Genomic DNA, 20,066 nt, shown 5'->3' with positions numbered 1-20,066 from the left:
AACCCGCGGATGGCCCGCCCTCAAATCACGACAGACGGGACAACTTTCACCCAAACAGACTTCTTCAGCGACGTGTTAGCGCTTGCGGAAGTGAAGCACGCCCCAGGAGAGTTGCCCGGCGTCGGCAGCTTCGACCCAATGATTTAGGCCATTGAGCATGCGTTCGGTATAATCCGGGGATATCTGGTCCTCCAGTGCGTGACGCCGCGACTTCAGCTCCTCGCGCACGCGGGCATAGTGATTGCGTAGCTGATGGGTGAGGTCTTCGATCTCGACCATATCGAAACCGAGGTCTTCCAGCGTCGCTAGGTAGAACCCGATCGAATCCATATCGGGCAGATGAATCCGCTCATAGATCGGCTCGAATGCGGACGCGTCATCGATATCGTTGGCCTGCATCGGGTCGGTGAAGATGAAATCTCCGCCGGGCTTGATCACGCGCGAGACTTCTTCCAGCACGCGTGTGCGGTCGCCGGAATGCAGGATGGCTTCCTGGCTCCAGACCACGTCGAAGCTGTTATCCGGGAAGGGAATGTCCTCGAACAAGCCGTGGACGACCTCGATTTTGTCTTCGAGGCCCTGTTCCGCGGTCAGCTTGCGATTCCGCACATTTTCTTTTTCCGAGAGGTTCAGGCAGGTGACGTGCGCACCGGTCTCGCGCGCGAGATAGCGCGCCGCACCGCCATAGCCTGCACCGATATCGATCACGCGTGCTCCGGGCTTCAGATCAAGCTTTGACGCCATGTGGTGCACGGTTCGCGCGGAGGCCTCAGCGATGTCTTCGCCGTAACTTTCATAGAGGCCGACATGTATGTCCTCTCCACCCCAGATGGCGGCGTAGAAGGCGTCCGCGTCCGCGCTGTTGTAGTAATCTTCTGCGGTTTTCACAGCTTTCTTGAAATCAGCTTTCATCGGTTTCTCCGTGATGTGGATGAAGAAGCTCCGCAGCATGCAGAGATTTGCTCCTGACAGACTGCTTGGCATGCGCCTTCGCCATACAAAACGCACAGTTCTATTGGGCTGTGATGCCGTTTCATTGACGCTCCAGCGGATGCGCGCGCTCCCAATCGGTGATGTAGTCGCGCGTCAACGGCAGGGTGTCCTGGTTCTTCGTAAGTTGGATCTGAAAGACCATGTTTCCGCCATACCGAAAGCTCATCTCCGAAGCGGCGAGATAGAAATCCCACATCCGGCAAAAGCGCTCGTCGTAGAGGTCAGCAACCTTGTCCCAGTTCTCTTGGAAGCGCTTGCGCCAGCATTGTAGTGTCTGCGCGTAGTGCAGGCGCAGGATTTCAATATCGGTCGTAAAAAGGCCGGCGCTCTCGACCACTGGGAGCACTTCCGAAAGGGCGGGAATATAGCCCCCTGGAAATATATATTTTGCAATCCACGGATTGGTCGATCCGCCGGGTCCAAAACGGCCTATCGCGTGGATGACAGCGACACCGTCATCGGCGAGAAGGTCTCGGACCTTTTCGAAATACTCCCGGAAATGACCGACACCAACATGCTCAAACATACCCACGGAGACGATCCGGTCATAGGGGCCGCGTAGATCGCGATAGTCCTTTAGTTTGGATTCGACCCGATCAGAGAGGCCTTCGCGCTCCACCCAGTCCTTGGCGTATGTCTGTTGTTCGCTTGACAAGGTTACCCCGTCGACGTGACCTGCGCCAAGCTTGGCGAGATGCACGCCGAGACTGCCCCAGCCAGAACCGATATCGAGCACCTTGCAACCGGGTTCGAGCTTGAGCTTCGCGGCGAGATGACGAGCCTTCGTCGCCTGGGCGCGCTCCAGATCGTCATGGCCCGGCTCGAAATAAGCGCAGGAATAGAAGCGGTCGGCGTCGAGAAATTCGTCGAAAAGATCATCATAGAGATCGTAATGATGGGCGACATTGTTCCGCGACCGCAAGAGATTGTTGGCCTGTGCGAAACGCCGCGTGAGGTATCGCCAGCGCCCCGAAACCGTGAAGGCCCAGTGCTGGTCGAGATTCTCGATGTTTTGCATGACGATGGCGAGAAGGCCGGCGACATCCCCGTCTTCCACCGTCAAGGTCCCATCCATATAGGCTTCACCCAAAGTCAATTGAGGATTGAATAGGAGGCTCCAGTGCCGCGATGCATCGTGCAGCCTGACGGTGACGTGCGCCCCCGGTATCTGGCCCTTGATCTCGTGCCGACGGCCTCTGGCGTCTATAAGCGTGATGTGGCCACGCCTGATCACGCGTCGCATCATATTGCTGAGCAGCATGGCGTAACTCCCAAGCCAAGAACCAGAATTCTCATTTGGCTTGTTTGCCGCGCAAGAGAAGCAACAGGACGCGACGAGTCGGCAAACTAATTTCCTTTAAGTCTTGGATTGAGAGTGATCACCCTGACCTGAACGCGGATCGCACAAGCTGGGCAAGTGTGCGAGAATGCCCGAACCGGCGCATTAACCTGAGCTAATTGTCTCCATTTCTTCCCGTAACCGCTTTTGACGGTGAAGAGCTCTTCGGCGATTTCGCCTCCAATCGTGACAAGCGGCCATTCTGCCCCGCCTGGTGGCGCGACGGAGTTCCTCGACGTCCTCAAGGAACTCGATCGCAGGATGCCCGAGGAGCGGGATGTGCATATCGTCATGGATAACTACGCCACGGCTCTGTTGATGGCATGGATGCCCCCTCCCGACGGCATCGTAATGTGCCAAGGTGATGTTTGCTGAAGACATCACAGAAGGAGAGAGCAACCATGTCCGAAGTTACCATTATCGGGATTGATCTTGCAAAGCGCGTTTTCCATTTGCACGGCGCGCGCGACGATGGATCTGTCATGTTCCGCAAGAAGCTTTCACGGGCTCAGCTGCTCGCGTTCATTGCCCAACACCCGAGGTGCATTGTTGCCATGGAAGCTTGCGCCACGGCACACGGGTGGGGGCGCGAATTTGAGAAGCTCGGGCATGACGTGCGCCTGATACCGCCGGTCTATGTGAAGCCGTTCGTTAAGCGCCAGAAAAACGACATGGCTGATGCCGAGGCAATCGTTGAGGCGGCGCTGCGTCCGACCATGCGTTTCGTCCCCGTGAAGACGGAAGATCAGCAGGCCCGCGCGATGCTGTTTCGGACACGGCAGATGTTTGTCGGCCAGCGCACCCAGATGATCAACGCCTTGCGTGGACACTTGGCCGAGCACGGTCTGGTCGCGGCCCGAGGTCCGGCCCATGTGAAGCGACTTGCGGACGCCATCGCAGACGAAGGCATAGCTCTGCCAGACGACGTTCGAGAGCTTGGCCGTCTGTATCTGGAACAGATTGATGGCCTGACCGCTCAGCTGGCGGAGCTTGACGGAAAGATGAAGCGCGCTGCCAAGGAAGCCGATTTGACGCGCCGCGCACAATCCATGCCGGGCGTAGGGCCGGTCACTGCGCTTGCGATCGAAACCTTTGCGCCCGACATGGCCAGCTTCCGACGTGGGCGTGATTTTGCGGCCTGGCTCGGACTCGTGCCGAAACAGCACTCCACAGGCGGGAAGGCCCGACTGGGGAAGACCTCGAAGATGGGGCAGCGCGACATTCGCACGCTTCTGGTGTCGGGTGCGATGGCCGTTCTTCAGGCGGTCGAGCGGTTTGATACGCCGAACAACGGCTGGCTGAAACGCCTGCTGACCCGCAAGCCACGCATGGTCGTCGCGATCGCGCTGGCGAACAAGATGGCGCGTGCCCTCTGGGCGATGCTGACGAAACAAGAGGATTACCGGAACCCGGTGGCGGCGATGGCCTAAGCGCTCCGCGCTTGCCAACCCGTCCCGGCACGTCGGGAGTGTGAGGAGGTCACTGAACAGTAAGGGCAAAGGATCGATCAGATCCGGGTCAGAGAATGCAGCATTTGTGCAGGAGCCAATGAGCTCGGTTTGTTGATATGCCTCTGATCCGCGCATCGCCATACCGGCCAGCGGCCATGTCAACGCCGCAGAGAAAGGCCTGATACATGACCGCACCCGATCACACGCTCGAGCCGTTCAAAAAAGCACTTGCACCAACGGGGGCATCCATACATGCACAAATCGGCTGATGGCCGAGGTTCCCCTTTCCCGGGGCAGACGTATCCCACGGCCTCCGTGACAGGTATGCCGAGCGCGGTGTAGCCGTTCAGGACGGCGATCCGGACCTGGAGCTCCGCGACCTGACGGTCGAAGTCCCGTGCCATGAGCCGCTGGCCCATCAGTTTCACGCAATGCATCTTCGTTTCGACGCGACTTCGGCGGTGGTATCCGCTCCATCGTCGCCAGAGCGCGCGGCCAAGGTATTTCGAAGCGCGCAGGGCCTCGTTATGGGGCGAGCCATTGTCCGCCATTGATGGTGTGGATGGCTCCCGCTTCCGGCATCGCAATGTGCCATATTGGGTGCTGTGAACATCACCAATAAAGGGAGCCACCCATGAGCGATATTATCACAATCGGGATCGATCTGGCGAAATCTGTTTTTCAGCTTCACGGTGTTGATGCTGAGGGGCGGGTGTTGCTGCGGCGTCAACTTCGGCGCAGCCAGATGTTGGAATTCTTCCAGGGCCAGCCGGCGTGTCTCATCGGTATGGAAGCCTGCGCCAGCGCGCATTACTGGGCTCGCGAATTGATCGAGTTCGGTCATGATGTTCGACTCATGCAGCCCAGCTATGTGAAGGGCTACGTCAAGCGAGGCAAGACCGACAAGGCTGATGCGGAGGCGATTTGCGAAGCCGTGTCGCGCCCGTCCATGCGCTTTGTGCCCGTAAAGAGCGCAGACACGCAGGCGCTTCTGATGACCCACAAGGCACGCGAGTTTCTGGTCCGTCAGCAGACCCAGATCGTAAATGCCATGCGCGCACATCTGGGCGAGTTCGGCGTCGTCGTCCCCAAGGGCATCCAGAATGTCGAGCGTCTGATCGCAGCATGTGACAGGGCCGATCTGCCCGCGCCAGCGCGCAAGGCCCTGAACCTGCTTGCCGATCAACTGGTCGACACGCAATCGAGGATCGAGGACCTGACCGCAGACATCCGCGCAGACGCGCGGGTCAATGAAGCCGCACAGCGCCTGCAAACGATCCCTGGTATCGGCCCGATCACCGCCAGCGCATTGGTTTCCGCGCTGCCCGATATCTCCGACTTCAAATCAGGACGGGATCTCTCTGCCTGGCTGGGCTTGACGCCGCGACCTCATTCAACTGGTGGCAAGGAAAGGCTGGGGCGCATCTCAAAGATGGGCAACAGCTATCTACGACGGCTGCTCTATCTTGGCGCCATCGCGCAAGTCAGCGCCCGGCGCCGTGGCGAGCCCGGCGAAGATTGGCTGTGGAAGGTCATCCAGCGCAAGAAACCGAAACAGGCGGCAATCGCCCTGGCCAACCGCATGACGCGCACGGCCTACGCACTGATGAAGAACAAGACGGAATTCCGGGCGGCAACCGCCGCCTGACAAAGACAGGGGTATCATCCCTTACAAGAAGGCAAGTGCATCGTGAGATGATGGCAAAGAACGGATATATCGCCGAGGACACCCTGTTCGGACCGGAGCGCCAGAGAGCGCGCGCCATTGATTGGGACCAAAGCGACCGCGGACTTTCATCAGGGCGCGCAGCCACCGTGCTGCAATCCAGACGCCTTATACATGGCCGCAACCGAAATCATGCCAGCAGCACCCGAAATGCCCTTGCCCCGCGGGAGCCATCCATACACGGTCCGAGGACGATGGCGAGCGCTCCGGCGGTGACGGTCTTCCACGACTTCGCGTTCTTGCGGGGCGGGATGACGGCATGAGCGCCGCGCTCTGCGATCGCATCATGGCACTTGCGGGTGTCGTAGGCGCCGTCTGCCGTGACGCTGCCGATCTCCTGGCCCTCCCGTATCTGGCTGAGAAGGTCGGGCAGGACCGGCGCATCGCCGATATGGCTCCCGGTGATCTCGACTGCCCGAACCTCCAGCGTTTCTTCGTCGATCCCGAGATGGATCTTGCGCCAGACGCGCCGTTTCCGGCCACCGTGCTTGCGTGCATGCCATTCGCCTTCGCCTTCGCCCTCGACCTTGATGCCGGTGCTGTCGATCAACAGGTGAAGCGGCCCCCTGGGGCCGCGATACGGGATGTTCACGGCGAGCGTCTTCTGGCGGCGAGACAGCGTGCTGAAGTCGGGCACCAACCAGCCAAGCCCGACCAGGCGCAACAAGCTTTCGACGAACCCGGTCGTCTCTGCCGCAGCGCCATGCCGAACAGCACCTTCATCGTCAGGCACGTCTGGATGGCGGTATCGCTGTAAGTCTGCTGTCGACCACGCCTGCCTGGCCTAGCTGGCCCGAAGCTGCATATTTGGGCTTTTGAGAGAACAAAGCTCGTACGTTTCATGACTCTGACCGCTGCAGATATAAAGCGACGTTCTCGGCTGGCATCTTGAAGCCTCGACCGTCGGAGACCCGTTCAGTGCTGATAGGGTATTTGGGTCTGTTAGGGTTGATCCCAACGATCCGGTGAAGGTCTCCACCGGTTTTAAACGTTCGGCGATAATCAGATGGCTCCAGACCAAAATGCGGTGCGAGTACTTCAAACATGGCTTTGTCCGGCGAGTAAAGCGCGCCGTCTTCCATCGGAATGCCGACGCGGAAGCCGATGTTGAAGCTATGACGCAGATCGATATCGCTCAGTTCGCCGCCTTCGACCGTCAACCCATGCGTTTCCGCTACGGCGAGGCAGGCCTTCATCATGTCTCGGCGCAGGCGATCGCACAGCTCTGGCGTCAGATTGCGCGGCGGGGAGACTTTGGAACTTGTCTGGACCGACGTCTTTTTCGCGGGGGTCTTTGGCTTGCGTGTGTTCTTTTTCATGGCGCGGCCGCCCCGCTGCCATTGTGGTCCAAGGTCATTTGGGCCTTTGCTTTATAGACGGTTCCGCGCGAGATCCCCATCTCGCGCGCGATTTCGGTGGGCGAGCAGCCTTCGGCCAGCTTTGTCTGAATGGCCCCGCGATCAATTTTGGGTTTGCGCCCGCGATAGACACCACGCTGCTTCGCTACGGCAATGCCTTCGGCCTGGCGCTCCCGGCGCAGGTTGGTTTCGAACTCGGCAAAAACGCCCAGCATATCAAAAAAGGCTTTTCCGGTTGCCGTGGATGTATCCACGGGCTGCTCGGTTGCCGCCAGATGCGCGCCCTTGGATTTCAGGTGAGTGACGATGGCCTGCAGATCACGCAAGGAGCGGGCCAGCCGGTCAATGCGCGTGACGACCAGCGTTTCTCCTGGATGGATGAAGTCGAGGATCGTCTTGAGCTCGGGTCGTCCCTCCAGGCTGGTCCCGCTCTTTTGCTCGGTGCGGACCATGCCGCACCCGGCCGCTTTCAAGGCAGCAATTTGCGCATCGAGATTCTGTTCGACGGTCGAGGTGCGCGCATATCCGATTTTGGCCTGATAAGTGTTCATTTTGGGTGTGCCTCTGACATGGTCTGTTCATTATCTCGAAACAGACCCAAAGTGAACAGGAAAACGGCTGCTTTCACTGTTCATGCGAGGCGTCACCATGAGTATACCCAATATGGCGGCCCAGAAGGCTACTCCATCCAAAAATTCCGCTCACGCCGCTTCTGTATCTGCAACTTCGCGAACTGCTCACTGACAGCATCGGCGTGGATTTCATCATGAGCCCAGTCAACGTATCCAGCTTCCTTCGCCCAATCGTGTTCTGGGTGCTTCGCATCCCCACGCGCTTCCTTGAAGACTTCGTACATGGGCGGGCCTCCGATATCTTCTGGCGGGGTTGCCCACTGACCGCCCACAAAACGCGGCAAAGGTTCATTCGGTACGACTGGGCGCTTTGAGACCAGTTCAACGCGATGCGCCCAGTCATCCCCGAAATCGTAGGTGTAGATCACAGGCGGCACCTTGTTGTTCAAAAAGAACTCCAGCTTCTTCGTGGTGACCTCCATCACCGGCGGGCCGAACATCGGCTCGATCCAGAAGTCCTCGTTTTTCATCTGGTATTTACGGTCACCAATCTCGAAATCCCACAGGTGCATATCGTACCACAGGAAAGCCGCCTGAATGGCATCGTGCAAGTGTGGGAGGGTCTTGTCCGACCTGATCTCGATCTCCCGCCACGGGGCGGGATCGACATCTTCAAGGGTGACTTTCAGTCGTAGGACCTGGGGTTCTTTCTTAGCCATGAGCGCCTCTATGCGGCCAAGGGTCCAAAATCGATCCGCTTATCCAGATCGACCTCGAAGCGGCCATAAGGGTTGATGTGTAGATAGATGAGCGGTGACAAGCCGCGATAGTCCTCTGGGGACAAGCGTGCGACCACATTGGGGTTACGCAGGACGGATTGCACCATTCGCGTATTCACGTAGACCAATGACGACTGTAACAGGTGCAGCGCATGCGCGGCGGTTTCCTGGTCCCGCACACGGTTGGTTGCGATTTCGCCGCCCTTGCCGAAGAACACGAAGCTGTTGGCGCTGTTCCAGTTTTCCACGACGTTCAGCCCTTCGTGAATTTCCCGGCGGAACGCCTCGGACCGAAGGTATCGGCACAGGAATATCGTCTTGATGGCGCGGCCAAGCTCCGCCAGTGCCTTGTAGGTGGGGTGCATCACATCGGATCGGGCGAACCGGCGCAGGATGGCTTCGGGATCAGCCGTCCCGTGCTGCATGGCTGCGGTGTATTTGACCATTTCGTCATACTGGCGTTCGATTTCACCCCAATCGATCACGCCTGACAGAATTGGCAACAGATTAGGCAGTTGCCCTCGCATACCCGCACTCGGAAGGGCGAGTTTTTGGCGCGCGATGGCTTTGAGACGTGGCGCAAGCTCAAATCCCAGAAGATGGCAAAAAGCAAAACCGACAGCGCTTTGTCCGTGGCTGTCTACATACTGCCGCTGGATTTCCATGTCAGTGCAGTGCCGCAAGACGCCCTCAATCATGGCGGCCACTTCGGAAGACGAACAGCGTTTCAGCTGCGAATAAATGCAAGTCGCCTGCCGCTCGACATGCCAATAGATCATGACGCCACGCCCGCCATAGCGTGCATGCCATTCCGTCATCAGGTTGCGGTCCCAGGCCCCGAACTTGGTAGAATCCCCGGCACAGGTCGTGCCAGGCGTACCCCAAACGTCCGGGTTGCGGATTTCCAACGTCGCATTGGCAACCTGCGCACACGCCGCCTTGAGGGAAGCAGGGTCAATATAGCGCCGCCGGATATGCAAGAGTTCGTCATAACTGACATCGGGAGAACCGGCGGCCACGCGTTTCAAGCCCGCGTTGGTTCCCAAGCCGTAAAGGCAGAGCAGCAAGCGTTGATCTCGCACGACAGCTGGCAAAGCCTCCCGACTGGCCGAGGTCTGAAAGCTGTTCAGAAACCCTGTGTCGAGGGCGGTTTCCTTGAGAACATCCAAAAGCCCGGTCATCGGCCAAGCCCGGGCAACCTCGGCTTTCAGTGTCGCCAGACCAGTCGGCTCCGGAACCGGCGCCAGCGGCGTTACGGAAATCCGGTTCTCCCCGCCCCACCGCAGGCGCACTTTGTCATTGTCAGGCAAGGTTGCATTCAGCAGGTGAAGCTCCTGTTCCAGGTCCGCCTTCACGCCCGCGACAAAGCTCTGCGCGTCACGTGACAGCCCCAGATCGGCATAGTAGGCGTCTCGGCGCGCGGCAAAGTCCCCCGGCAGATCATCATCCGGATTGCGGTACCGGTCCGCGCCCCCAATCCAGATTTCTTTGGCACGGATGCGTTCCCGCAGTAGCGTCAGCACACAGAGCTCAAAGGACACAACATTGACCCGGCCGTTCTCGTCAATGACTGTGTTGCGCCATTTCCCGGGGATAATCCCCGCTGGAGTATCATCTTCAGAAACCACCCGGCGACCAGCTTCCGCAAACCGGATAATCTGATCCAAGGCGGATAATATCGGATGCCACATTGCGTTGTTCGACCGAAATCGCAAAGCCCGGAGCAACGGTGGCAACATGCGGCGGTAGTGGCTGGCATATGAGTTGCGCATGGTTTGTTGGATGCGCGTGTCCAAGGCACCCTTGGCGCGATGTTCGTCAATGACTGCCCGGAGCTTACCCGCTCCAGCGATAGGGAAGATAACGTCTTCAATCCGGCCCTCGGGATGATCCAACGCGGCCATGGCGATCTCGACAAGCAACCGTTCCTTGCCGTGAACTGCGCCTATATCGGCCGCGATGCCCTGAATGACCTTGCGGCGCGATCGTGTTCCCAGACGATGAACCACCTCTAAAAGCAAATCAATGAGGCCGTCGATCAGCTGGGAGCGGCGATGCATCAGGTAGACCGCAAGAAGTCCGAGGCGCTTTTCGGGGGCATGGCGGCGCATTTCCGAGGCGGTTTCACCTTCTACCTGACGCGCAAGCCGCGCAATCCATCCCCGCTCAACCCTATCAAGAACAGCCATTGGTAGATCGAGGCCATCGACAAAGGACACCTTCCTAGCTGCCAGCAACACGCTTTCCAGCGTTGCCGCGCCCACATCATCCTTCAGTCGCTGAAACCCCGTATCGGCTAAAGGCTCCGAGAGCGCCCATTCCAGTTGCTCAATGGTTTCGGCGTGGAGCAGCGCACCTACACGCATCAGAAAACCATCGCGAAAATCCCGGCGGGCAGCGCGGGCAAGGCGTTCCATGATCCTGTCTGACGGGACAAAAACGCCCAGCTGCCGCGCCTGGTCAAAACCACGTTCGATCCAGTCTGCCAAGGTCAGGTCCTGCCCACCAAGCTGCTCAATCATCCAGGCCTGGAGGTTGGCGCGGTCACGATCAGAAGCTCGACGAAATCCAAGAAAATCGAGAATGCCCGCACGTTGCCGTCGCGCGGTATCACTGGAAAATGAGTAGGAAAGATCGTCTGTCGCCCCAATCTGATCCGCAACGTACGCGATCACATCAGGGTCAAGATCACTGCGGTCGGCAGGAAACCTTGCATGTTGGCGAAAAAAGAGGAGCTGGCATGCAATCGCTACCCGAGACTTCGCCCCAAACCGATTGAGAAATTCAAAATCGGAATACGAAAGCCCCCACACCGAGGCAAATGCTTGCTCTGTCATGACACCTCCAGACGCAAGTATCATCCAACATCAGCTCTGGCCGTCAATCAGCCTTTTGTTCTCAATATGTTCTCTAAAAAGCCCAAATATACAGCTTCGGGCCAGCCGGGCCGGAAAGCGCTTTCGGATCATGACTTTGGCGTCCTGACCGAGATTGATGTCAAGGTGACGATGAAGACAAAGCTCGATGTCGAGATGCCCGCCTATCGCATCCTTGGCGCCTGCAATCCGAAGATGGCACATCAGGCCATCGGGATCGAGCCACGCGTGGGCGCGATGCTGCCCTGCAACGTCATCCTGCGCAAAGTCGAGGGCGGCGTGGAGGTCAGCGCCATCGACCCGGTGGCGTCGATGCAGGCCATCGAGAACGCCGAGCTGACGGCCGTGGCGGGCGATGTGCGCGACCTTCTGGCGAAGGCCGTCGCGGCAATCTGAGATGAGCCTGCGCGCCGCCATTCTCGCGGACCTTGCGATCCTCGGGATCGGACTGCTCGGTGTCTGACAGTTCGCCTTCGGTGTTCACCGAGGCACGCGCCCTTCTGGACGTCGCGCGTCTTGAGATGCTGGTGGCGCGCGCCGATCTGGTGGGTGGTCTGACCTCAACCGTCTGGGAATTGCTCCATTTCCTTGCTCCGGAAGAAGTTTAGTCTGTCGAGCAGATGGCTCAACTGTCTGTCCTTTCGTTGAGCGGCGGGTTGGACGGGCGCATAGAAGGATATGTCATCGACATGCCAAGGTGCCGCGAACTTCAGCGCCATCGTGAACAGGCTCTTCTCCGATCCCATTCAGCAGCCCCAAAACGATCAGTCGAGGCCACTTGATTCCATTGGCAAGCTAAGTTGGCCCGGCGCGCACGCCGTTGCGATACACGCGGTCTACGTGGCCACTGCGGGTCATCTTACCACACTATGCAGCGTCGGATCAGGACGCGCCTGCACCCTCAACACATCCGCATCGAGAGGGGACACAATATTTTAGCGCCTGCTGCAGCAACAGGTCTACGCAGACGCACTCACCGAACTTATATCGAACATTGTGAAAATCTTTAAAAAATGCGCCGAGATCGGGGCCTTTGCCCTAGTCGCGACACAGGTTGCCGCCCCGGATACGGTAAACGCGCAAACGCCCGTTGCCCAGACGCCCGTTCCGACGGCAGAGCAATCTACACCCGTGCAGCATACGCCGCCCGAGGAAGAGGCCGATGCGGACGAAGCCGACCTCATCCGGCCGGCGGTCGGAACCTCGCTCGGGGAATGGCGCTGGACGCGTCGTCCCGTCGTCGTCTTCGCGGACAGTCCGAACGACCCGCAATACATCCAGCAGATGGAAAACATCACCGAACAGCTCGAGCCGCTGGTGGATCGCGACGTTATCGTGATCACCGACACCGATCCTGCGGCGCGGTCTTCCTTCCGGCAATCCTTGCGTCCGAGGGGGTTCATGATGGTCGTCATGGGCAAGGACGGCACGATCATCCGGCGCAAGCCGGTGCCTTTGTCCGTGGGCGAGATTTCGCGCTCGATCAACAAGCTGCCGCTGTACCAGCGCGAGGTGCGCGAGAACCGCACCACGGAGGATTGACAGTGCTGCCTGCCTCATTGCCATACCACGGTACCTCCAGCCCAAGCGCCATCTGAAAGGCTCGTGTTGCCTAACCATTCATCGGGTTCTTCCTCAACCTGTGTGGCGGAGCGGCAGCATTTGGGCTCTGAGAAAATCTGGACCGACTTGGCCGTACATCTCGCGGAGAATGATCTTCAAACGGTAGATCTGGCCTTCAACTTGGCCATTGCTTCGGAGCAGTTCGATGGCTTGTCCATGTTGGGATCCCCCTGTGACGCCGCCTGTCCGGCCTTGGTGCAGCGTGTAGGGCACGCTGCCCGGCGAGGGCTGATCTATGCAAGGGCGCGGAGGCACCGGGCCCGGTAGGGTCAGCGTACACTCAATACAAAGGAGATGGAAATGCAACGGCTTTTGCCACTTGGACGGGCGACGCTCGCCAGCCTTGCCATACTGGCGCCCGGAGCGGCTGTGGCCGCCGACCTTGCGCTGGTGATCGGCAATCACGACTACCGCCAGGCGCCGGACGCCCTGAGCGCGGAGGCCGACGCCCGCGCGGTCACCGAAACGCTTGAGCAGCGCGGCTACGACGTGACCTCGGGCACCGATCTCGACCGCGGCGAGATGCGCCGACACATCGCCGCGTTCGCCGAGCAACTCGACGGCGGCGAGGCCGACCGGGTCGTGGTCTTCTACTCGGGCCACGCGCTCAGGAGCGACGGCGTGACCTATCTGGCGCCGGTCGATCAGGGCAACGGCTCCGTGGTCGAGGCTATGATGGATGGCGTGCCACTGGATCTCGTGCTCAGGCTGGCCGGGCAGGCACCGGTCGCGGCAGTGGTGTTCATCGACGCCGCCCAGCTCGACAGCTTCGAGGTGGAGGCATTCGCCGCGCCGGGCCTCGCGGACATCGCGGTGCCCGAGGGTGTGCTTGTCGTCTCGGCCGCCGCGCCGGGCCGTGCGATCCCGCGCAGCGCCGCAAGGCAGAGCGCCTTCGGCCGGCAGGTGGTGGACGACTTCCTCGCACCCGGGGTCAGCGTCGGCACGGCAGTGAACAGGCTTCGCTCGCCCGCCTGGGCAACCGGGGACACGGATACCAGCCTCGCTCTGGTGCAGACGCCTACCGATTCTGTCGCGAGCCGGGTCAGACCGGAGACGCGCGCCGAGACGCAGGCACCCGATACGGCAGCCCCGGAACCGGAGGCGGCCGCCGAACAGCGGCTTGGCCTGACCAGGGCGGAGCGCCGGAAAGTGCAGGTCGACCTGACCGCGCTTGGGTACGACACCCGCGGCGTAGAGGGCATCTTCGGGCCGGGCACGCGCGCAGCGGTGGAGCGCTGGCAGCAAGCCAATGATCTGCCGCCAACCGGTTATCTTACCAGAGCGCAGGTGGCGCTTCTGGACCGGCAGGCCCCCGCCCCGCTCGAGCCGGAGCCCGAGACTGCCGAAGCCGCGCCGTCGGCAGCGGCTCAAAGGGAGGCTGCCCTCGACCTGAGCAGCGCCGATCGCCTCTCGATCGAGCAGCGCCTGGCCGAGCTCGGCTTCGGGCCGGGCCGGCAGGACGGGACCTTCGACAGCGATACCCGGCAGGCCATCGAGGGCTACCAGCGCAGCCGCGAGCAGGCCGCGACCGGCTATCTCGACCGGCCGACGGTCACGGCGATGATGCAGGAAACCCGCGGCGTAAGCCAGGATATCGTCGAGGGCGCCGAGGTGCTGCGGGGCATCCTGCGCGCCCTGGACCAATAACGCGCCGCCGGGTGCCGGTGCGCCGGCGCCCGGGCCTGTGATCCGCGCGCGGGGCCTTGCATCCGAAGCGCGGTCACGAATGCCTCGAAACCCGCATGTCGGCCGGAACACGCATGCGGCCAACCAATGAAATGGAGCACATCATGAACAATATCATCTGGATCGTCGGCGCCGTCGTCATCGTCCTTGTCATCCTCGGTTTTTTTGGGCTGCGCTGAGGCAAGGTGCTGTCCAGCCCGGTATTGTCATCCAGAGGGTCGAGCCGGGCTGGTCGGACAGCCCCCAGAGCAGGCGCCGTCGCAACCCGGACGGTGGAACAGTGACGCCTGTTCCGTAATGCATCTGCGATCGGGGGCCGGTCCGTGTGGGCCGGGACGGTCGTCTTGCCGTTCCGCGCATTCGGCCCGAGATCAATGCAAGCGTTCGGCGGGAGGCGCACGCAAGACAAGCGACCGGAGACTGCCATACTTTGACGCAAAGGCCTGAACCGCGCCACACCGCTCCGCGCAGGGGTCGTGCGCATCAGGGATCCCGCGGCACGTCGCGACCCAGCCGGCACCCAGGCCGGACATCAGAAGATCAGGCCGAGCGCATCGCCGATGCCGATATTCTCGCGCGCGTTTGAGAGCTCCTCGAGCGTGATCCTGCCATCCTCGTTTGCATCGGCAAATGCCAGGTCGCTCTCGATCCGCTCGTTCCACTCGGTGCGGGTCAACTGTCCGTCACCATTCATGTCGAGAACGCTGAACATCCTCTGCAGAAGGTCCCGGTCCGTGTCTTCCGGCACGACCTTGTCCGGCAGCCGCCTTCCGACGAAGTCTTCCTCGGAAATAGGATCGCCGGCGGCGCGTGCAAGCGCGTCGTAGAGCTCGTCGCTTCGGGCGCGCACGTCATCGAGGGTGATATAGAATCCCTCGATGACGTCCGGTGGAAGCGTAACTTTTTCCTGGGCTGACGTTACGGCAGGAACCACCAAAGCCAGTAGAAGCGCGGTCCGAGCAGATGTCATCATTCCAATTTCTCCCGCGAAGCGAAAAATTGTTCACAAAAGATGGCGCACCGGATCGCCATGGTGCCCGCGCCCGGCCATTTCAGGCTGGCCGTTGCACGGTCAGCTGCGTCACGTCGCAGTTCCCGCTTGCGAAGGTCGCGGCGCAGGACGTTAGATAGAAGTTCCACATCCGCCGGAACCTCTCGTCGAAGCCCAAGGCGGAAATCTTTTGCCAATTTTCATTGAACGTCTCATGCCAGCGACGTAGTGTTTGGCTGTAGCTTTCGCCGAACTCGACCGAGTGGACGAACCGCAGGTCGGCCCGTTCTACCTCGGCCATGAGCGCGGTGCGCGAGGGCACGAGCCCCCCGGGGAAGATGTATTTCTGGATGAAGTCGACGCTGCGGCGGTACGTCTCCCAGCGGCGGTCCTGAAGCGTGATGACCTGCAGGGTCGCGTTGCGCCCCGGATTTAGCCGCTCGCGGACGGTGTCGAAGTAGACCGGCCAGTAGCGCTCGCCCACAGCCTCGAACATCTCGATCGAGGCGATGCCGTCAAATTGGCCGCGCGCATCGCGGTAGTCCTGGAGCCTGATCTCGACCCGGTCATCGAGGCCGACGTTCCTGATGCGGTCCCGCGCGTAGTCGTGCTGCGCGTCGCTGTTGGTGAGCCCGGTGACGCGCAGACCGCGCTCGGTGGCGGCGTATTCGGCAAAGCCACCCCAGCCGCAGCCGATCTCCAGCACATGATCACCCGCCTCGACGCCCATCTCGTCGATCAGGCTCGCGTATTTCGCGGTCTGCGCCGACTCGAGGCTTTCTTGTCCGGTCGTGAACATGGCCGATGAATAGGTCATCGTCTCGTCGAGCCAGAGCCGATAGAAATCGTTGCCAAGGTCGTAATGGGCGGCGATGTTGCGTCGCGCCTGCCGCCGTGTATTGCCTCGGAGGGCTTGCCGTGCCTGCTCGACAAGTCGGAGCAGGCCCTTGCCCGGAAATCCATCGTATATGTCATCGCCGGCAACGTGAACGAGATCCATGAAAGCCTGCAGATCCGGCGTCGACCAGTCGCCATCAAGGTAAGCCTCCGAGAACCCCAGGTCACCCTCGCGGATCAGCCGCGTGAAGAGATCGGGATCATGCACATGCAACTCGGCTACCGGCCCCGGCCGCGCGCCGTCCGCGCGAAATTTGCGACCGTCGGGCAGCACAAAGGTAACCCGCCCCGCCTCCATGGCGCAGGCTCTCGCAAAAACAGACGCGAAGTAGCGCGGCAAATCGCGCTGCCCCTCGGTGGTCGTGGCTGACACTCCGAGAGATGAAACCGGCACCGCACTGGCGCATGGCATGGACCTGTTCATGAAACGCCTCCTAATCAGACAGGATCAGCCCTGAAATTCGAAAATGTCATGATGAAGCAGTCAATCGCCGGTGCCACTAACCTAGGTTAACACGCCGCGCACCATCGAGATCCACGACTCCTGTCATCAGTGCTGCGCGTTACCAGCCGCCTCTGCCACAGCCGCTGGGGAACGACAGCTGGAATGCTCGAGGCTCTGCGAAGGGCCGGGGGGCGCAGCCGCAGATTAGAGCTGGCTTCCGGCACGCCCACCCCGCGGCCCCGAGGCTCCGGTCCGCGCACCCGGGAGCCGGTGACACGCATCACAGCTTTTGCTGTCTCATTGCCCAGATGATCACCATCGCCGAAATCGACAAGAGCAAGATGGCGGCCGCCTCGATAAGGATATTTTCCGGCGCCATTTCCTTGCCCTGCAGAACGACCAGGCGCCCCACGGCCGTGATCGCTATGAATATCGGATACACGAAGACGGAATCGCGTCGGGAATAATAGACCGATACCATTCCGATCACTTCGAGATACAGGAACATCAGGAGAATATCGGCCAACAGGATGGTCCCCAGCCGATAGATGGCGAGGATCTCGAAGGCGACCGCGACCAGCGTCATGGCCACGATAACTACTAGAAGAAATCGCTCGATGACGTGAAACAGGCCGAGAGCGAACAGTTTCTCTACGCGTCCCGAACCTAAGCCTGACTGCGCACCTTCGGGCATGCCGCTAAAGGGCGCGCTCGGTTTCTTTTCGGTGTAGCTTTCATTCATGCTTGCGAACCAAGATCATAATACCTGTTGGGCTGCGTCAGCGTCGCTCTGAGAAACTTTCGGTGCTGCGGCTTCCGATTTGAGGCATCGCACATCACGCTCTGACCGGCATGCCTTCATTCTCTGCGGCCCTGATAGACGCCTCGTCTCGCCGGGTTCTGGATTCCGTTGCCCGAACGGGTTCGTCATTCCCACTCCGCGAAATCCGCGAGCCGGAGTAAAGATGGCGGCGCTGCGCGTCGCTGACGCCTTCGGCCTGCATCACGAGCAGCACGCTCGGGTTGCTGAGCATTTCAGCAAGGAAAAAATCCGTCAGCGTCTTGCCGGATGCCTTGTCCCTCGCATTTGCGCGTTCAAGGTCAGTCAGTGCAACGGTCAGGACCTGGGCAAGACCGGGATGTGATGTTCGCGTGTGCAGTTTCAAAAAGATAGAGGATTTCCATTGTTCTGGATCCCGCCGATCAGTTGGCGGACATTCCGCAGTTTCGAGATCGTACGCTCCGGCTGGGAGCGTTTCATCGAACCCCGGGACGTTGAAAGGCTGGTCGAATACGGCGATCATCTTGCTGGTCAGGGTCATTGGTGCCTTCCTTGTGCGTGTCGTTGGATCTGGTTTGCGGTCAGTCGACAGTCTCGCACACCGCCGTGACATCGTGTTTCGCAGACCTTTGGATATCGGGACTGTGCTGGAGATGTCGGTGATTCGTACCCGTAGTCCGGGTCGCTGGCGTATTTTGTCATGTGCTTGAACGGTCCTGTTCCGGCCCTCGAAGTCGCTGTGGCAGGAGTCGGGCCTTTTCGGAGGCGGTCAGACTCCCAGGCGGTTCCGCGCTTGTCACCTTTTACCCCGCGAATATGTGCCGGGTGCTGACCCAGGTTAGCGCCTGCCGGAGTTCACTCGCGCCGGCATACTGGACCATCAAGGCGAGGCCGTGCGTGACAGCATGACAAGGCACTGATCTGTGTCAGCCCACGCGCCCAGCATATTGCCTATGATGTAAGCAGTTCGGGGTCTTTTCTCCCCGTCTTCGGGCGGCAGGCCGTCTTTTCCGAAAGATGCTAGGCCCACAACCTCATAAAAAGGAGTATAAGATGGCAACGAATGCTGTTCTTGATCCGCACAACCACGATTTCGACCGATTTCTCCACGCATCCGTCGGAGAGGACCGCAAGGGCAACGGCGTGACCGTTCTTTCCGCACTGGCGCGGCTGAACCTCGATCCCTGGCAGGAGGCCCGCGACCTGGCCGCTCTCGGGCGGGGGGCCGCAGGCGCGCGCCTGGTCGCCTTGCTGTCGCGCGTGCGCGACGTGCCGGCGCTTGAGCAGGATGATGGCATGGTTGCGCAGGAACTGGCCGGTTTGCTCCCGGACCAAGTGAATCAGGCGACGGCCGGATCAGCGTCGGGGGCAAAGGGGTGGACCATGTCGACAGGATTGATCTGGACTTTGATGGCGGTCCTGTTTTTCGCTACGCAACTCTTTTTCACCGGCTCTTCGGGATCAGGCGAATGAAACGCGGCGAGCCGGCGGCGGGCAGCCCCGCGAACGTAACGACGAGGCCGGATGCGCCGATATCATCGCATGATCATGCCAAGCTCTGGGAACGCGAAGAAATGTTCTGGACGAAGGGCGCAAGCAGCGCGCGTCAGATGACGTCGAAGGATGCCGTCTTCGTATTCCCCTATCCGGCCGGGATCCTTCAGGGCGATGCGCTCTGGCGCGAAAAGGAGGTGGCACAGCGCTGGCGTTCGATTGTCATGAGCGAGCGCCATGTTTGCATCCGGGGCGACATTGCCGTGCTCGCCTATCGGGTATCCGCCGAACGCGACGGTGGTCCGGTCTACGAGGCGCTCTGCAATTCGACCTATCTGAAGGATGACGGCCAATGGCTGCGGCTGGCGCATCAGCAAGCCCCTATCGTGTGACGGAAACGCCTGTCATGCCGATGATGCCCAGACCGGAAAGGGTCGGGGTCGCCGTGCGTGGACAGGTTCCGAAACCGACCCGGGGGCGGATGGTCCAAGCCGCCCGGATGACCAGGTGCTCGCCACGCTTCGGCTGCACAGTTCACTTCAGAAGCGGCCCGCTCTGATCCAGATAGGATGGATCGAACTCCGCAATCCCGGCAAGCCTGTCATGGTCATGGAACGTGACACGGCCGTCGCGGACAGTGATCAGCCCGTTTTCACGCAACTGCCGCAAGACGCGGTTCACGTGGACCGCGCTCAGGCCCAGGGCGTCGGCAAGGTGATACTGCGTCAGCGGGCAGTCGTATCCCTCCTCGCCCCCCATGCCGACCAGCGCCAGGCGCGACCCCAGCTCCAGCAGGAAATGCGCCATGCGGGCCTCGGCATCGCGCCGCCCGATATTGACGAGGTGCTCGACAACCATGGCCTCATCCCGCGAAGCGGCCCAGAGAATGGCCGTGGCAAGCCGTGGCGTCTGATCGAAGGCTTGCAACAGGTCCACCGACATCACCTCGGCAGCCTGACTGTCGACGATCGTCTCGAAGCTGTGATCGGAGGTGCGCAGCAGGACACTGCGCAGCCCGAGGAAATCGCCAGGAATCTGGAAGTCGACGATCTGGC

The 20,066-nt window shown here is 60.5% G+C and carries 20 protein-coding genes and 2 pseudogenes; 9 read left to right on the top strand and 13 right to left on the bottom strand.

What is annotated here, in order from left to right:
- Positions 1-75: 75 nt before the first annotated feature.
- On the bottom strand, positions 76-951 hold the full coding sequence (locus tag N5A93_RS18175; RefSeq protein ID WP_268956512.1) for a methyltransferase domain-containing protein: 876 nt from the start codon (positions 949-951) through the stop codon (positions 76-78).
- Between the two features lie 82 nt (positions 952-1,033).
- Entirely contained in the window at positions 1,034-2,254 is a 1,221-nt protein-coding gene (locus tag N5A93_RS18170) for an SAM-dependent methyltransferase (protein ID WP_268956511.1), read from the bottom strand.
- Between the two features lie 479 nt (positions 2,255-2,733).
- Between N5A93_RS18170 and N5A93_RS18165 the strand changes: the two genes are divergently transcribed.
- Entirely contained in the window at positions 2,734-3,762 is a 1,029-nt protein-coding gene (locus N5A93_RS18165) for an IS110 family RNA-guided transposase (protein ID WP_268956510.1), read from the top strand.
- A 323-nt stretch (positions 3,763-4,085) separates the two neighbouring features.
- Here N5A93_RS18165 and N5A93_RS18160 read toward each other — a convergent pair.
- Positions 4,086-4,313 (bottom strand): annotated as a pseudogene (locus tag N5A93_RS18160) (IS5/IS1182 family transposase); the annotation flags it as partial.
- Between the two features lie 104 nt (positions 4,314-4,417).
- Here N5A93_RS18160 and N5A93_RS18155 point away from each other — a divergent pair.
- Positions 4,418-5,431 (top strand): IS110 family RNA-guided transposase, encoded by a 1,014-nt coding sequence (locus N5A93_RS18155; protein ID WP_268956509.1) that lies wholly within the window; start codon positions 4,418-4,420, stop codon positions 5,429-5,431.
- 274 nt (positions 5,432-5,705) lie between these two features.
- On the opposite strand, the pseudogene N5A93_RS18150 reads toward N5A93_RS18155, so the two are convergent.
- From N5A93_RS18150 to N5A93_RS18130, 5 genes and pseudogenes are all read right to left on the bottom strand, one after another.
- Positions 5,706-6,298 (bottom strand): annotated as a pseudogene (locus N5A93_RS18150) (IS5 family transposase); the annotation flags it as partial.
- Positions 6,299-6,348: 50 nt separating this feature from the next.
- Positions 6,349-6,828 carry a hypothetical protein gene (locus tag N5A93_RS18145; protein ID WP_268956508.1) on the bottom strand — a complete coding sequence of 160 codons (480 nt, stop codon included), beginning with the start codon at positions 6,826-6,828 and terminating at the stop codon, positions 6,349-6,351.
- Positions 6,825-7,418, bottom strand: a complete 594-nt coding sequence (locus N5A93_RS18140; RefSeq protein WP_268956507.1) for a recombinase family protein — start codon at positions 7,416-7,418, stop codon at positions 6,825-6,827. Before N5A93_RS18140 ends, N5A93_RS18145 begins: the two co-directional genes overlap by 4 nt.
- A 128-nt stretch (positions 7,419-7,546) precedes the next feature.
- A complete protein-coding gene (locus tag N5A93_RS18135; RefSeq protein ID WP_268956506.1) occupies positions 7,547-8,158 on the bottom strand; it encodes a plasmid pRiA4b ORF-3 family protein in 612 nt (203 codons plus the stop codon).
- A gap of 8 nt (positions 8,159-8,166) precedes the next feature.
- Positions 8,167-11,055: a Tn3 family transposase gene (locus N5A93_RS18130; protein WP_268956505.1), complete on the bottom strand. Its 2,889-nt coding sequence runs from the start codon at positions 11,053-11,055 to the stop codon at positions 8,167-8,169.
- A 66-nt stretch (positions 11,056-11,121) separates the two neighbouring features.
- Between N5A93_RS18130 and N5A93_RS18125 the strand changes: the two genes are divergently transcribed.
- The 5 genes from N5A93_RS18125 to N5A93_RS18105 all read left to right on the top strand — a co-directional run bounded on the left by N5A93_RS18125 (position 11,122) and on the right by N5A93_RS18105 (position 14,582).
- Complete coding sequence (locus N5A93_RS18125; RefSeq protein WP_268956504.1) at positions 11,122-11,490, top strand: DUF302 domain-containing protein; 369 nt, start codon at positions 11,122-11,124, stop codon at positions 11,488-11,490.
- A gap of 59 nt (positions 11,491-11,549) precedes the next feature.
- A complete protein-coding gene (locus tag N5A93_RS18120) occupies positions 11,550-11,702 on the top strand; it encodes a hypothetical protein (protein WP_268956503.1) in 153 nt (50 codons plus the stop codon).
- A gap of 523 nt (positions 11,703-12,225) precedes the next feature.
- The gene (locus N5A93_RS18115) at positions 12,226-12,636 is read left to right on the top strand and encodes a DUF4174 domain-containing protein (RefSeq protein WP_268956502.1); all 411 of its coding nucleotides are present in this window, start codon (positions 12,226-12,228) and stop codon (positions 12,634-12,636) included.
- Between the two features lie 381 nt (positions 12,637-13,017).
- Entirely contained in the window at positions 13,018-14,364 is a 1,347-nt protein-coding gene (locus N5A93_RS18110; protein ID WP_268956501.1) for a peptidoglycan-binding protein, read from the top strand.
- 95 nt (positions 14,365-14,459) lie between these two features.
- Positions 14,460-14,582, top strand: a complete 123-nt coding sequence (locus N5A93_RS18105; RefSeq protein ID WP_268956500.1) for a hypothetical protein — start codon at positions 14,460-14,462, stop codon at positions 14,580-14,582.
- Between the two features lie 353 nt (positions 14,583-14,935).
- On the opposite strand, the gene N5A93_RS18100 is transcribed toward N5A93_RS18105, so the two are convergent.
- From N5A93_RS18100 to N5A93_RS18085, 4 genes are all read right to left on the bottom strand, one after another.
- Positions 14,936-15,376, bottom strand: coding sequence for an EF-hand domain-containing protein (locus N5A93_RS18100; RefSeq protein WP_268956499.1), 441 nt, complete (start codon positions 15,374-15,376; stop codon positions 14,936-14,938).
- Positions 15,377-15,455: 79 nt separating this feature from the next.
- Positions 15,456-16,715: an SAM-dependent methyltransferase gene (locus N5A93_RS18095; RefSeq protein WP_268956498.1), complete on the bottom strand. Its 1,260-nt coding sequence runs from the start codon at positions 16,713-16,715 to the stop codon at positions 15,456-15,458.
- A 301-nt stretch (positions 16,716-17,016) separates the two neighbouring features.
- The gene (locus N5A93_RS18090) at positions 17,017-17,478 is read right to left on the bottom strand and encodes a phosphate-starvation-inducible protein PsiE (RefSeq protein WP_268956497.1); all 462 of its coding nucleotides are present in this window, start codon (positions 17,476-17,478) and stop codon (positions 17,017-17,019) included.
- 94 nt (positions 17,479-17,572) lie between these two features.
- Positions 17,573-18,058: a hypothetical protein gene (locus tag N5A93_RS18085; RefSeq protein ID WP_268956496.1), complete on the bottom strand. Its 486-nt coding sequence runs from the start codon at positions 18,056-18,058 to the stop codon at positions 17,573-17,575.
- Between the two features lie 512 nt (positions 18,059-18,570).
- On the opposite strand from N5A93_RS18085, the gene N5A93_RS18080 reads away from it, so the two are divergent.
- Both N5A93_RS18080 and N5A93_RS18075 read left to right on the top strand, forming a co-directional pair.
- Positions 18,571-18,990 carry a hypothetical protein gene (locus tag N5A93_RS18080; RefSeq protein WP_268956495.1) on the top strand — a complete coding sequence of 140 codons (420 nt, stop codon included), beginning with the start codon at positions 18,571-18,573 and terminating at the stop codon, positions 18,988-18,990.
- Positions 18,987-19,403 (top strand): DUF4440 domain-containing protein, encoded by a 417-nt coding sequence (locus tag N5A93_RS18075; RefSeq protein WP_268956494.1) that lies wholly within the window; start codon positions 18,987-18,989, stop codon positions 19,401-19,403. Before N5A93_RS18080 ends, N5A93_RS18075 begins: the two co-directional genes overlap by 4 nt.
- A 142-nt stretch (positions 19,404-19,545) precedes the next feature.
- On the opposite strand, the gene N5A93_RS18070 is transcribed toward N5A93_RS18075, so the two are convergent.
- Positions 19,546-20,066: Crp/Fnr family transcriptional regulator (locus tag N5A93_RS18070; protein WP_268956493.1), on the bottom strand; the 521-nt coding region annotated here is incomplete at its 5' end.

Source organism: Roseovarius salincola (assembly GCF_026891095.1).
GTDB classification, from domain to species: Bacteria; Pseudomonadota; Alphaproteobacteria; order Rhodobacterales; family Rhodobacteraceae; genus Roseovarius; species Roseovarius salincola.
This window is presented reverse-complemented; position numbering and strand designations above follow the sequence as displayed.